This is a genomic window from Hahella sp. NBU794, assembly GCF_050749805.1.
Taxonomy (GTDB): domain Bacteria; phylum Pseudomonadota; class Gammaproteobacteria; order Pseudomonadales; family Oleiphilaceae; genus Hahella.
In genome coordinates, this window is record NZ_CP192738.1 from 1,140,052 (window position 1) to 1,151,920 (window position 11,869).

13 protein-coding genes are annotated in these 11,869 nt (G+C 54.9%); 7 read left to right on the forward strand and 6 right to left on the reverse strand.

The features are described 5' to 3' along the window. Positions 1–30 precede the first annotated feature (30 nt). From ACQYWX_RS05090 to ACQYWX_RS05100, 3 genes are all read left to right on the forward strand, one after another. The gene (locus ACQYWX_RS05090) at positions 31–1,170 is read left to right on the forward strand and encodes a Gfo/Idh/MocA family protein (protein ID WP_431688089.1); all 1,140 of its coding nucleotides are present in this window, start codon (positions 31–33) and stop codon (positions 1,168–1,170) included. A gap of 61 nt (positions 1,171–1,231) precedes the next feature. Further along, positions 1,232–2,035 (forward strand): 5-deoxy-glucuronate isomerase, encoded by an 804-nt coding sequence (gene iolB, locus ACQYWX_RS05095; RefSeq protein WP_431688090.1) that lies wholly within the window; start codon positions 1,232–1,234, stop codon positions 2,033–2,035. A gap of 226 nt (positions 2,036–2,261) precedes the next feature. Continuing rightward, the gene (locus ACQYWX_RS05100; RefSeq protein WP_216736831.1) at positions 2,262–2,504 is read left to right on the forward strand and encodes a DUF6429 family protein; all 243 of its coding nucleotides are present in this window, start codon (positions 2,262–2,264) and stop codon (positions 2,502–2,504) included. Between the two features lie 21 nt (positions 2,505–2,525). Here ACQYWX_RS05100 and ACQYWX_RS05105 read toward each other — a convergent pair whose 3' ends face one another. Next, on the reverse strand, positions 2,526–3,446 hold the full coding sequence (locus tag ACQYWX_RS05105) for a LysR substrate-binding domain-containing protein (RefSeq protein WP_431688091.1): 921 nt from the start codon (positions 3,444–3,446) through the stop codon (positions 2,526–2,528). A 102-nt stretch (positions 3,447–3,548) separates the two neighbouring features. On the opposite strand from ACQYWX_RS05105, the gene ACQYWX_RS05110 reads away from it, so the two are divergent. Both ACQYWX_RS05110 and ACQYWX_RS05115 read left to right on the forward strand, forming a co-directional pair. Continuing rightward, on the forward strand, positions 3,549–4,151 hold the full coding sequence (locus tag ACQYWX_RS05110; protein ID WP_431688092.1) for a short chain dehydrogenase: 603 nt from the start codon (positions 3,549–3,551) through the stop codon (positions 4,149–4,151). Between the two features lie 77 nt (positions 4,152–4,228). Next, positions 4,229–4,723, forward strand: coding sequence for a GNAT family N-acetyltransferase (locus ACQYWX_RS05115; protein WP_431688093.1), 495 nt, complete (start codon positions 4,229–4,231; stop codon positions 4,721–4,723). Between the two features lie 99 nt (positions 4,724–4,822). On the opposite strand, the gene ACQYWX_RS05120 is transcribed toward ACQYWX_RS05115, so the two are convergent. The 5 genes from ACQYWX_RS05120 to ACQYWX_RS05140 all read right to left on the reverse strand — a co-directional run bounded on the left by ACQYWX_RS05120 (position 4,823) and on the right by ACQYWX_RS05140 (position 9,200). Then, the gene (locus ACQYWX_RS05120) at positions 4,823–5,347 is read right to left on the reverse strand and encodes a hypothetical protein (protein ID WP_431688094.1); all 525 of its coding nucleotides are present in this window, start codon (positions 5,345–5,347) and stop codon (positions 4,823–4,825) included. 2 nt (positions 5,348–5,349) lie between these two features. Beyond that, on the reverse strand, positions 5,350–6,372 hold the full coding sequence (locus ACQYWX_RS05125) for a YHYH protein (RefSeq protein ID WP_431688095.1): 1,023 nt from the start codon (positions 6,370–6,372) through the stop codon (positions 5,350–5,352). Positions 6,373–6,761: 389 nt separating this feature from the next. Further along, a complete protein-coding gene (locus ACQYWX_RS05130) occupies positions 6,762–7,277 on the reverse strand; it encodes a gamma-glutamylcyclotransferase family protein (protein WP_431688096.1) in 516 nt (171 codons plus the stop codon). 1 nt (position 7,278) lies between these two features. Further along, positions 7,279–8,082, reverse strand: a complete 804-nt coding sequence (locus ACQYWX_RS05135; protein ID WP_431688097.1) for a hypothetical protein — start codon at positions 8,080–8,082, stop codon at positions 7,279–7,281. A 20-nt stretch (positions 8,083–8,102) separates the two neighbouring features. Then, entirely contained in the window at positions 8,103–9,200 is a 1,098-nt protein-coding gene (locus tag ACQYWX_RS05140; protein WP_216736839.1) for a helix-turn-helix transcriptional regulator, read from the reverse strand. A gap of 119 nt (positions 9,201–9,319) precedes the next feature. Here ACQYWX_RS05140 and ACQYWX_RS05145 point away from each other — a divergent pair, with 119 nt between their 5' ends. Beyond that, a complete protein-coding gene (locus tag ACQYWX_RS05145) occupies positions 9,320–9,466 on the forward strand; it encodes a hypothetical protein (RefSeq protein WP_158304996.1) in 147 nt (48 codons plus the stop codon). A 262-nt stretch (positions 9,467–9,728) separates the two neighbouring features. Next, positions 9,729–11,504, forward strand: a complete 1,776-nt coding sequence (locus tag ACQYWX_RS05150) for a DEAD/DEAH box helicase (RefSeq protein WP_431688098.1) — start codon at positions 9,729–9,731, stop codon at positions 11,502–11,504. The last annotated feature ends 365 nt before the right edge of the window (positions 11,505–11,869 follow it).

An 11,869-nucleotide genomic window follows, 5' to 3' on the forward strand; every position in this document is an offset into this window, starting at 1 on the left:
TGCAGACAGTATCTAAATTCGCAGGTGGGTATGAGCAAGAAGAAACTACGAGTCGGCCTGATCGGTAGCGGTTACATGGGCAAGGCGCACGCGATTGCGTTTCGCTCCGCCCCCGCAGTATTTGAACTCTCAGCGGATATCGAGCTTGAAATGCTGGCGGATATCAGCGCTGAACAGGCGGCGGCGAAAGCTGCGGTGATGGGCTTTAAGCGCTCAACCGGAGACTGGCGTGAACTGGTGAGCGACCCTGATATCGACGTAGTGGATATTTGCTCCCCCAACTGGCTGCACAAGGAAATGGCGTTGGCGGCCATCGCCGCCGGCAAGCATGTCTACGCAGAGAAACCTCTGGCGCTTAATGCGGCGGATGCGCGCATGATGACCGAAGCGGCTGAGCGGGCCGGGGTGAAGACGCTGGTGGGTTTCAATTATGCAAAAAACCCGACTGTGAGCCTGGCCCGGGAAATCATTCGCAGCGGGGAGCTGGGAGACATCGTCCACTTTCGCGGCACTCATAATGAAGACTATCTCTCCGACCCTGATGCGCCGTTCAGCTGGCGCCTGAAGAGAGAATTCTCCGGTTCTGGAACCTTGGGAGACATGGGCTCTCATATTATTAACATGGCGCAGTATCTGGTCGGCGACATCACGGAAGTCGTAGCGGATCTGAAAACCGTGCATAAGAACCGCCCCATCGCCAATGCGCCCGGTGAGTTCGGCGAAGTGGAAAACGACGATCAGGTTCATCTGTTGGCGCGCTTCGCCAACGGCGCCCAGGGGACATTGGAGTCCAGTCGCATTGCCTGCGGCCGCAAGAACTCGCTCTGGTTTGAAGTGACGGGAACCTTGGGCACATTGATTTATGATCAGGAGCGACTGAGCGAGCTGCAGTTTTATTCACGCAAAGACGCTGGGCCGCGGGAAGGTTTCCGCCGCCTGTTAGTTGGCCCGCAGCATCCGGATTACGCTAATTTCTGCGTGTCCGCAGGGCATGGTCTGGGCTACAACGATCAAAAGATCGTGGAAGTGCGGGATCTGGTGGAAGGTCTGTGTGCAGACCGCCCCATGTGGCCGCAGTTTCGCCATGCCTATGAAGTGAACCGGGTATTGGATGCGGTGGAGCTGTCTCATCAGGAACGCCGCTGGGTCAGTCTCGAAGAGATTGCTTGAGGCGCTGCAAGTCGCATATCAGCAGGATTAATCATTCACTAAGTTCGTAGAGGAGAGCCCGATGTCGCATCTGTTACGCAAAGCCAGACGGGAGCAACAGCAACGTATAAACGTCACGCCGGAAAATGCGTCCTGGAAATACGTGGGATTTCAGGCGCTGGCGTTGCAGGCGGGAGAGATCTGGGAAGGCGAGTTCGCTGACGCTGAATGCTGTCTGGTGCTGGTGGCGGGGAAAGCGACCGTAGAGGCCGGAGCGGATACGTTCGCAGATATCGGCGAGCGTATGTCGCCCTTTGAAAAACTGCCGCCCTATGCGGTATATGTTCCGCCCGCTACCCGTATTCGTATCAGCGCGCAAACGGATCTGGAAGTCGGCCTGGGATTGTCTTCACAAGTCTCCGGGCAGTATCCGGTGCGCCTGATCAAACCGGATCAGGTTGCGATGATGAACCGTGGCGAGGGCAGCAATCTGCGCCGCATTCACAATATCCTGATGCTGGATCAGCCGGCGGAGCGACTGCTGTTGACAGAAGTGTTCACGCCCAGCGGCAACTGGTCCAGTTATCCACCGCACAAACATGACTCTGACCGTCTGCCGGAAGAGTCCTATCTGGAAGAAACCTATTATCACCGCATCAATCCGGCCCAGGGATTTGTATTTCAGCGAGTCTACAACGACGACCGCTCTCTGGATGAAACCATGTCGGTTTACGACGGCGATTGCGTGATCGTGCCTGAAGGCTATCACCCGGTCGGCGTGCCTCATGGTTATGAATCTTATTACCTCAACGTGATGGCGGGACCGGTTCGTGACTGGAAGTTTCACAACGACCCAGACCACGAGTGGATTCTGTCCTCATCATGAAGCCCTCTCGCTGCGACCTGTAGAGCGTCATAGGCGCTTAGCCTATTAACATGGCAATAACATTGGCATGCTAATAATCAGGCGGCCACCTGTCCCGGTGGCTTTTTTTATTTAGGCGGGGCGCCTCTTGTGAAAACGCCTGCGCCCCGGTAGCGTATATTCGAACGTTTTCCTTCGTATGACGAATTCTGTGTTTGGTTTTTATCGAAACAGAGGAGATCGGGCGATGACGATGGTGATTGATGAGGAGAAAATTGACGAAACCGTATTGGCTCTGTTGCATCTGACGTTGCACCAGGGCAACCGGGCCTGGAAAGGTTTCGACTGGGAGGTCATGAACCGGCTCTATGAAAAGGGGCTGATCCACGACCCCGTAGAAAAAACCAAATCCGTCGCTTTGACCGAACGCGGCATGCAGGAATCCGAGCGTTTGTTCCAGCGCCTGTTCGTCAAGGAAGAGCAGGAATAATTCCCGACGCCTCATGCGGCCTTATAAACGGTGAAAAAATTCCGGGCGTCCGCTGAACCACTCTATCAATAGTTCCTTGAAATAAATCAGCTTCTTCGGCTGATAGCGTTGGGCGGGAAACACCACGTACAGCGTGTGGGTGTGGGAAGGGTAGTCCTCCAGCAGTCGCACCAGCCGCCCGCTTTCAATATCTCGATAGGCTTCATAAAACGGCAGCTTGGTGACGCCGAGTCCTTCCACCGCGCATTGCCGCATCATGGGATATTGATTGGCGGCGATCTCCGCCTGAATCGGCACGCTGATTTCACGCTCGGGGCCGGTAAATCTCCACTGGCTCAGTTGCTGATGCTGGTTATGGGCGATGCAGGGAAAACGCGTCAGCTCCTCCGGGGTTTCCGGTCTGCCATGGCGCGCGATGAACTCCGGGCTGGCGCAGATGGCGTCCACCATCGCTCCCAAGGGGCGCGCGATCAGATAAGGGTCTGGTTGCGGCGTGGCGCGAATGGCGAGATCGAACTCCTCCGCGATCAGGTTGCGGCTCTCATTGGCGAGGTCAATTTGCACTTTTACCCGGGGATAACGCAACCGAAACAGTTTGAGGATCTCCGGCATCATGGAAATGCCCAGAGAAACCGGACAGGTAAAGCGCAGCACGCCAACCGTGTCCGCGTTCAAATCATTCACCACTTCCGTCGCCTGGCGAAACAGCGCCTGAATTTCCGTGCTATAACGAAACAACGCTTCGCCGGCTTCCGTAAGGCGCAAGCTCCGGGTGGTGCGGTGCAGCAGTTGAGTCTGCAGCAAGGACTCCAACGTCTTGACCTGTTTGCTGACCTGGGACTTGGAGCTGTTCAGGCTGGTGGCGGCCTGGGTGAAGCTACCGTCCTGCGCCACCTGATGGAAGGCGGCGATCAGGTCGAGGTGAGTCAGTAAGTTCTGCATATTGTTTCTGTGTGGAAACAGTGAGTTGGTTTTTAGCTAGATTATCCCGAAGGTGTTTTTCATTAAAGTGGATTTATCAACAATCAACGTGGAGAAAGCACAATGAAAATCGTAGTGATCGGCGCCTCAGGCACTATTGGCAAAGCGGTTGTAGAAAACCTTCAGGACCGGCATGAAGTGATCAAGGTCGGCAAGAGCAGAGGCGATTATCAGGTGGATATCGCCGATGAATCCTCAATTCAGGCGTTGTTTGAAAAGGTTGGCGAGTTTGACGCGTTAGTCAGCGCGACTGGCGATCTGGCGTTTGCGGCGCTGGGAGAAATGACCTCTGAGCAATGGGACGTTGGGTTGCGCAGTAAGTTGATGGGGCAGATTAATCTGGTACGCCATGGCTTGAAATATATTCGCGATCAAGGCTCTTTCACTCTGACCAGCGGCATTCTCAGCGTTGATCCTATCGCCTGGGGCGCAGCGGCCACGACGGTGAATGGCGCCCTGGAGCACTTCGCCGTGGCGGCGGCGATCGAAGCGCCTCGCGGGGTGCGTATAAACGTCGTCAGCCCGACCGTATTAACGGAGTCCTGGGATAAGTACGGTTCATTTTTCCCAGGTGAAACGCCAGTAGATGCTGCAAGGGTGGCGAAGGCGTTTCAAAAATCCATAGAAGGCGCGCAGACTGGCAAAGTGATTTATCTGCGTGGTTAGAGCGATATACTCTGGCCTCTGATGCGCTCGGAGCCTCGGGCGTAAGTCGTGGTTCTCAACAGCCAGACAGAGGGTGTATGGATCGGCGGTTAGTGGTGAAATACCTGGCGGACGCGCCGGAAGCGGTTCCCGCCCTGGCGGCGTCTTTTGAGACGGAGTGGCCGGATTGGTACGGCCCGAAAGGGCCTGGTGATGCGGCAGCGGATTTGCGTCAGTTCTGTTCCCGGGACGCTTTGCCGGTAGGGATGGTGGCCTTCCTGGACGGTGAACTGGTCGGCGTGGCGGCATTGAAAGCGCAATCTATCACCACGCATCCTCATCTTGGTCCCTGGGCGGCGGCGGGTTGGGTGAAGCCCGAACTGCGCCGACGCGGACTGGGCGCAGCGCTGCTGACAGCATTGGAAGACGCAGCGTTAGTGATGGGGTATGACAAACTTTATTGCGGCACGGCGACTGCCGCCTCGTTGATGCGCCGCGGAGGCTGGCGCTTGTTGGAAGAACTGGATTATCACGGCGAAAAAGTGGGTCTGTACTGCAAGGCGCTTGGCGCCGCCGACGTTCCGGCGTCGTAAACGGCCATGGCCCTCAGACCCTAAAGAGCAGGCGAGTACTCCCCCCTCGGATCAACTTACGCCTGCGTGCTGTTGATAGGGTGGCGCTTTACGATTTACTCATGAGCCTTCCGCCAGTTTCTCCAGCGCATTGAGCTGCGAGCTGTAATTATTCCTGGATGACAGCACGACCTTGCTGCGTCCTCCTTCCTGGAACAGGGTCAGGATATTGTGGTGATTGGCGTCATCGGAAAAACTGCGAATACTTGCATCTACACGGCGGAAATCCCTGGGTGCGTTTTTCAGTTCAAATATAACCCGGGTTTCATGATCGCCCAGATTGACGACGGTTGGCGTCAGCGCAATGTCCACTCCATCCACCTTGAGCTTGACGGTGTCCAGCAAATACTTCGTTAGTTCCTTCTCCTGTTCCTCACGAGTGAAGCGCGCGCCGCTGTGCTCAGTCTGTAGCTGACTCAGCGTGGTGGAAACGCTGGCTTGCGCGAGAACCGCGTTCAGCCGCCAGACATTGTCCTCTCCGCGAGAGAGATTGAAGAACGACATGAACGGGTAATGCGCGAAAGCGGACGGCGTTGATAACGCCAGCCAGAACAGCGTTAGAGCGAAAGTTTTGTATCTGCGCATCGTCACTCCACGATCAACTGTTGCTTCGCCAGCACGCCTTTCAGACAGCGCGGAATATTCACGTCCTCCGCTGAGGAGGAGTGGTAGTGATACATGCCGGTCGGATAATGGATGGTCGGGCCGAAATGGCCGTTGCATTCATCCAGATTGGCTGGCGTCGCGCCGTTCATCTCCAGATTGGTGTAGATGGGATACCCATCCATGGCGTACGCCACCAGATCGCCGGAACCTTTCGGGTAGACCGCTTCACAGCGAACTTCTCCAATATGATGCTTGGCGTAAATATCGTTGATGGTTTCCGGGAAAATATGGGAGTGGTAGAAGCCTTCGTTAATGTGCCCGCCGCAGGCGTCCAGGGCGGGCATACTGCCGACTCCAGTGGGCGCGCCGGGAATGCCGTTGGCCACTGAGGGCGGCAAGCCGTTAATGGGCATCCCAATCAAGGATAAGCCGACAATCTTGGAGGCGTCGTCCATGGGCGTGGATTCCTGGGCATGCCAGGAGAAAACGGGAATCATGTACGAGAGTTGCAGGCTATTGTCGGGCTCGACCTCGATGCAGTAGGACAAGTCCGGGTCCAGATTAGGTATTTCGCCGGTTTTGATCATGATGAAGCGGATATTGCCGTCGTCATCCACGATATCGTAGCCGTCCGCTTCCATGTCCTCGAACAGGTCTCTTTTCAGCACCCGCAAACCGGGATTGGTGGCGCCGTCATAAGGATAAACGCCGCCGATATCATTGATGGTTTCCGGGCAATAAGGACCGTTTTCCACTGGATTACTTTTGACTTTCAGTTTGTAGCACCAGGACTGATAGCCGTTCTTCAGTTCACAGCGCTCCACGGAGATATCCTCCAGGAAGTGCTCTTTATCGAAATAGGAAGGAATTAACGCAGGAAAGAAATACCCTCTCCCGTATTGAATTTCCTGGGCGTTCGCCGCAGTCATCCACACTCCCGTTATTGCCGCAGCGAGACCGCCCGGAAGAGCGATGGCGCGAATGGAGATCGAGCGTATTTTCATATCAGTTCCCTTTTTTGGCTGGTGAATAGTTCCTGTATGTGAGCGCTTGCTATATCTCAGTGGCTTGAGATGTCGCCTTTCTTGTTTTACGAGCTTGCTTTAACGAATCGGTCGAATCGCGCCAGCCGCACAAGGCTAGCGGGGAGGAGTAACAGGTGTCGGCATAGAGGTTTCCTTCTTATGTTTGGCTTGGCGGTTCCTTTGCTCCCGACGCTGATTTGAGGCGCAGTGGCCTGTGACGACAATCAGCATGATGATCGGAATAAGCGCATTATTTCGAAGGAGAGGTTAACGACGGGTTAATTTGTAGGCGGAAAATGTACGCAAGGAATGTTAGGAAATGAAGGAAGACAATTTAACGAAAAAAGACATGCACCAAAACGAGCGGGTTAAGCATGACGGTAGATCGCCAACTCTCTTTGAACGCGATCAGTATCCGAATCCGCAATCGATTGGGTTGCTCGCAGCCTTGCAAGATAATGGCTCGGCAGCTGCAATGCTTCTGCGCCCCGCAGCACATGCTCCAGATACCAGTCAAAAGGGAGAAGCGTTGCGTCAGTGAGTGTTGCAACGTAAGTAAGCGCTCGCATAACCGCGCCGCTTTCTGTTGTTATCCATAGGTCGGTGGGGTCATACCCCTTTCCTGCGCCTTCGGCGAGATCAAGGGCGTGTCGATCTTGTTCGTTAATCTGGAAGAGGCCGCCATAGACGACGTCTTCATGATTTCCGGTATGAAAAATATCGCACTTGGCGGAACCATCTTTTCCAATTTTATGAAAACGCAGCTGATAACCCATTAACCGGCCCGTACACAAGAAGCAGGCGCTGGGCGTGCGGCCGCGCAACCGGAGCAGGGACATATTGGACCCATAAGCGAAGTAGTCAAAGCGGGGCAGGGAAGTCATATCAGAACTGGATGAATTTCTGAATCAGCATCGGCTCGTAACCGAACAGGGCGCTAAGGTGATGCAGGTAGGCATGCTGGCCTTGTCCCTGCCAGACGCCGCTGATTTGCCGACGTATTTGTCCGTAACGCTCCAGCATGGCGGAGGGCGTTTCGGATTGCAGGGGGATGTCTTCGCCAAAAGATTGAATCAACGCCAGCCAGTGGGCGCTGACGCCCATGATGAAATAAGGCCAGGTTTTTTGCAGATGAGGCTCCCAATTGGGATCGCTGGTGGCCTGCAGGTCGGACGTCAGGTCGCGGTAGCCGCATTTGATGACCAGCTGATTGAGATCGCCGCTTTGCAGGAGCTGCGCAACGACTGGCGAACTCTCCATACCCTTGAATACACGGCCGGCGGTGTTCGGATCTGTGTAAAACAGCAGGCTGAACTGGTGACCGGCGGCGTCCGGCGCGGCGCGTCGATGAAAGCGCCACAATGGCAAAGCGCCCGCATGTTGCGCCAATACGGGGGCGACGACCTGGTCCGCCAACAGTAAGTCCATGTTCCAATTGGGATCGCCGTTATCATCAAAAGGCATTTTGAAACAGGCGCGCCACCAGTATTGCTCCTGCGTCGGCGCAATAGGATGAACGCCTGGAGTCGTTAAACCCGGTTTGCTATGCGTGGGTTGATGGGCGCAGGCAGCCAACCCGAGCAGGGTCAATAAAGCCGCCATGAGACGCAGGATCGACGCAGCCGTCCATCCCGCCGGATTGAGCTTGCGCATACCGAGCGATGGCGGCGTTGGGGTGGCTGTCTGCATGGCGGACTCCTTTGGTTGGCTTAGGCGCCGTAGTTACTCAGTGCATCCCGCAGCGCGGAAATCAGATCGTCGCGAATTTCCTGCGGCTCCATTACGTTGCATTCTGCACCCAGGTTCATCAGCCAGTTCCGCAACTGAATAGTGCGTCGCACCTTGGCGGTAAGGATGTAGGAACCGCTTTCGTCAGTAGACGGCTTGATTTTCTGGTCCACGGCGATGGGGTTCTCGCTCAGGTCGGATATCAGGTTGCTGTATGGATTAGCCGGCGTGATGCGCAACTTCATGGAGTACACAGAGTTGTCTTCCGGGTCGATGAACACGTCCATCTTGCCCGCCTCCAGGTAGTCCCGCAGCCGGAATTTCTTCGGCACGCGGGAACTGCGCTGATCCATGGTGATGCGTTCGATCTTATGCAACAGGAAGTGGCGATAGGCGCCAGGGGTGTCGATGTCCTCGTCCTTTTTCGCCACCAGATAGATTTTCGGCAGCAGGATCGCAACGCCAAAGGGATGGGCGCGATACTCTTTGCCGCGATAAGTGAACAACACCTGCTTGTTTTTCAAAATGGCGCGATAGATGGTGTCCAGATGCTCGATATCGAAATCCGCCGGTTGCAGACGCTGGCCGCGCTGATAGAACTCCACGGAATCGCGCAGACGATTGTACAACTGCGGAGATAGCGATTTCTCCGACTGCTCCAGGCGCTCCTCCGCCTGGGCGAAAAAACGCTCCAGCTCGGAGATGGTGTTGCGCGGCAGAAGATTGGACAGATGCTTCTTGGCCATGGCGAAAGCGATAGCCATGTACTGAGGCATCTTCTCATAGTCGTATTGCAGGGTGGAGTAGGGGTCGAGTTTCCATAGCAGGCTCTTGCCTACGCCCCTCACCACTTCCAGGCCGAACTCGTTGCCGGGCTCTTCGTCTTCGTCCTCCATTTCGTTTTTGCCGTACAGGAAATTCATGTCGCGCTGGATCAGGCGCTTCTGTGAATTTGGATCGCCGCCCTCTTCCATATAGTCCGCAGAAATCAGGTGGTTGATGATTTCCTCGGTGGATTTGGGCGTTCTGGCCGATTTCAGATAAGCCAGGATGGATAAGCGGCGTAGAAAAGTTCTCATCAGTTCCCCATAAAAACTTTGCGAAGACTAAAGAATACATTCTTTTGCGACATCAATGGTCGTTTTACTTCCTAATCTAACTCCTGTAGACGAAATAAACCATCTCGGGAGAAAGAAAAATGTACAGAGTCAATGCGTTTACCCAAAAAGGAGCCAAATTCCGCTTCCGTATCCAAAGCGAAAGCGTCGCCGACTTGCATGACATCCTGGATCGCATCTTCGAAGGTCGCAAAATGCGCCTGGTTGTCGTTGAACCGGTAGTATGACGAATGGCTCTCCCTTTCCGGGGCCGGCGCGTCGTCTGCAGTAGCCGCCTCCCCGGATATTTCCCGTTTCGCCCCAGGTAAGCGGCGACTTCATAGTAAAAACTCCCTTCCCGCCACTCAAGTTATTGATTACGCATTTGTAAGCGCGTGTAACTTTTCTCCGGCATTAAAAATTTTACTGTTATTCCGCAAGCTAGATCTGTACAATTAGCGACCATTTTTTATTCACTGCAAAGCAGCCCCCCTGATAGGTCCCGAATTAATGTCTTCAACTGATTCTGCAACCGCGCTGTCGAAAGATTTCGCTTCTCTTGGTTTATCTGATTCTCTTTTGTCCGCTCTAAAAGACGTGGGTTACGAGCAACCCTCACCGATCCAGGAGCAAAGTATTCCCCTGTTGCTGCAGGGCGAGAGCATTTTAGGGGTGGCGCAGACTGGTACCGGCAAGACAGCGGCTTTCGCTCTGCCGTTGTTGGAAAGACTTGATCCTAAGATTCAGTCTCCACAAATTATCGTGCTGGCTCCCACCCGGGAACTGGCGATCCAGGTGGCGGAAGCATTCAAAAGCTATTCCCGTTACCTGCCTGACTTCACAGTACTGCCGATCTACGGCGGTCAGGATATGCGCGGACAATTGCGCTCCCTGAAACGCGGCGTGCAGGTTATTGTCGGTACGCCTGGCCGTGTGCTGGACCATTTACAGCGCAAGAGCCTGGATTTGTCGCAAATTCGCGCAGTCGTGCTGGACGAAGCTGACGAAATGCTGCGCATGGGCTTCATCGACGATGTAGAGGAAATCCTCTCCAACGCGCCCGGCGCCTGCCAATACGCACTGTTCTCTGCGACTATGCCTCCCGCGATCAAACGCGTGGCGGAAAAATATCTGAAAGGGGCGAAAGAAGTTCGTATCGCCGCTAAGACTTCTACCGTTGAGCGCATCAGCCAGCACGTATTGATGGTTGATAACTCTCACAAACTGGACGCGCTGACCCGCGTACTGGAAGTTGAAAACTTCGAAGGCATGATCATTTTCGTGCGCACCAAGTCCGCCACCACGGAACTGGCTGAGAAGCTGCAGGCGCGCGGCTACGCCGCTGAAGCCCTGAATGGCGACCAGACCCAGAAGATTCGTGAGCAGACGATTGACCGCCTGAAGAAAGGTCGTCTGGACATCGTTGTCGCGACTGACGTTGCAGCCCGTGGTCTGGACGTAGAGCGTATCGGTCTGGTTCTGAACTACGACATTCCTTACGACACTGAAGCCTACGTTCACCGTATCGGCCGTACTGGACGCGCTGGTCGTGAAGGGAAAGCGATCCTGTTCGCTGCGCCGAAAGAGCGTCGCCTGCTGCGCGCAATTGAAATGGCCACCAAGCAACCGTTGACGCCTTACGAAGCGCCTTCCGCTGAAAAAATCAGCGAGCAGCGCATCCAGCAATTCCAGGAAAACCTGCACCGCACTTTGGACGGTCAGGATCTGGAGTCCATGAAAAAGGTGGTGCTGGACTTCTGTCAGGAAAATGAGTTGTCGCTGGAAGACGTCGCCGCCGCACTGGCGTTCCGCTTGCAGGTGGAACAGCCTCTGTTCCCGATCCTGAAGGATCTGCCGAAGCTGGATAAAGACTTCCGTGGTCGTGACCGCGATCGTGACGGCCGTGGCCGTAACCCTCGCGACCGTGATCGTCGTGGTCGTGAAGGCCGCGAAGGTCGTGATTCACGTCGTGACGACGGCATGCCGAGAGAGCGTTACCGCATCGAAGTGGGCCGCTCCCACGACGTTAGCCCTGGCGATATCGTCGGCGCTATCGCGAACGAAGCGAACATTGAAAGCAAGTACATTGGCCATATCGCCATTTACGACAACTTCAGTACCGTTGAGCTGCCAGAAGGCATGCCGAAAGAAGTGCTTCAGCACCTGCAGAAAGTACGCATTCGTCAGCAGCTGATCAACATGAAGCCGGACACAGGCAAGCCAGAGCGTAAGCCTCGCAGCGGTCGTGGCGGTCCTCGTCCTTCCTCTAAGCGTCCGCGCTCGTAAGACTTAGCCCGCTGATCTAACAGCGGCATTCAAACCAGTGGGATGGCTTCTCGCCACCCACTGGTTTTTGTTTTCTTCAGCAATACTCCCACACTTTTTTCCGCATTCCGCATTCCGCATTCCGCATTCCGCATTCCGCATTCCGCATTCCGCATTCCGCAGCGCTGCATCAATGATTCTTTAGAACTTTCAGAACGTATAAACGCGCATGCTTACGACGTTATTTGCCTCTAACTCGACGCAGAGATCTTCCTGTGTGTAGCCGCTGACGTGTGAGATATAAAAAGAGACAAGAGAGATATGAGTGGGTATGGAGTAAGTAAGTCGTACTGATGAGTGATGGTCGCTAAGAGCGCGCCCGCTTG

Excerpts from the sequence above, each read along its gene's own strand:
- ACQYWX_RS05090 (WP_431688089.1), top strand. The coding sequence starts at position 31 with ATGAGCAAGAAGAAACTACGAGTCGGCCTGATCGGTAGCGGTTACATG.
- iolB (WP_431688090.1), top strand. The coding sequence starts at position 1,232 with ATGTCGCATCTGTTACGCAAAGCCAGACGGGAGCAACAGCAACGTATA.
- ACQYWX_RS05100 (WP_216736831.1), top strand. The coding sequence starts at position 2,262 with ATGACGATGGTGATTGATGAGGAGAAAATTGACGAAACCGTATTGGCT.
- ACQYWX_RS05105 (WP_431688091.1), bottom strand. The coding sequence starts at position 3,446 with ATGCAGAACTTACTGACTCACCTCGACCTGATCGCCGCCTTCCATCAG.
- ACQYWX_RS05110 (WP_431688092.1), top strand. The coding sequence starts at position 3,549 with ATGAAAATCGTAGTGATCGGCGCCTCAGGCACTATTGGCAAAGCGGTT.
- ACQYWX_RS05115 (WP_431688093.1), top strand. The coding sequence starts at position 4,229 with ATGGATCGGCGGTTAGTGGTGAAATACCTGGCGGACGCGCCGGAAGCG.
- ACQYWX_RS05120 (WP_431688094.1), bottom strand. The coding sequence starts at position 5,347 with ATGCGCAGATACAAAACTTTCGCTCTAACGCTGTTCTGGCTGGCGTTA.
- ACQYWX_RS05125 (WP_431688095.1), bottom strand. The coding sequence starts at position 6,372 with ATGAAAATACGCTCGATCTCCATTCGCGCCATCGCTCTTCCGGGCGGT.
- ACQYWX_RS05130 (WP_431688096.1), bottom strand. The coding sequence starts at position 7,277 with ATGACTTCCCTGCCCCGCTTTGACTACTTCGCTTATGGGTCCAATATG.
- ACQYWX_RS05135 (WP_431688097.1), bottom strand. The coding sequence starts at position 8,082 with ATGCAGACAGCCACCCCAACGCCGCCATCGCTCGGTATGCGCAAGCTC.
- ACQYWX_RS05140 (WP_216736839.1), bottom strand. The coding sequence starts at position 9,200 with ATGAGAACTTTTCTACGCCGCTTATCCATCCTGGCTTATCTGAAATCG.
- ACQYWX_RS05145 (WP_158304996.1), top strand. The coding sequence starts at position 9,320 with ATGTACAGAGTCAATGCGTTTACCCAAAAAGGAGCCAAATTCCGCTTC.
- ACQYWX_RS05150 (WP_431688098.1), top strand. The coding sequence starts at position 9,729 with ATGTCTTCAACTGATTCTGCAACCGCGCTGTCGAAAGATTTCGCTTCT.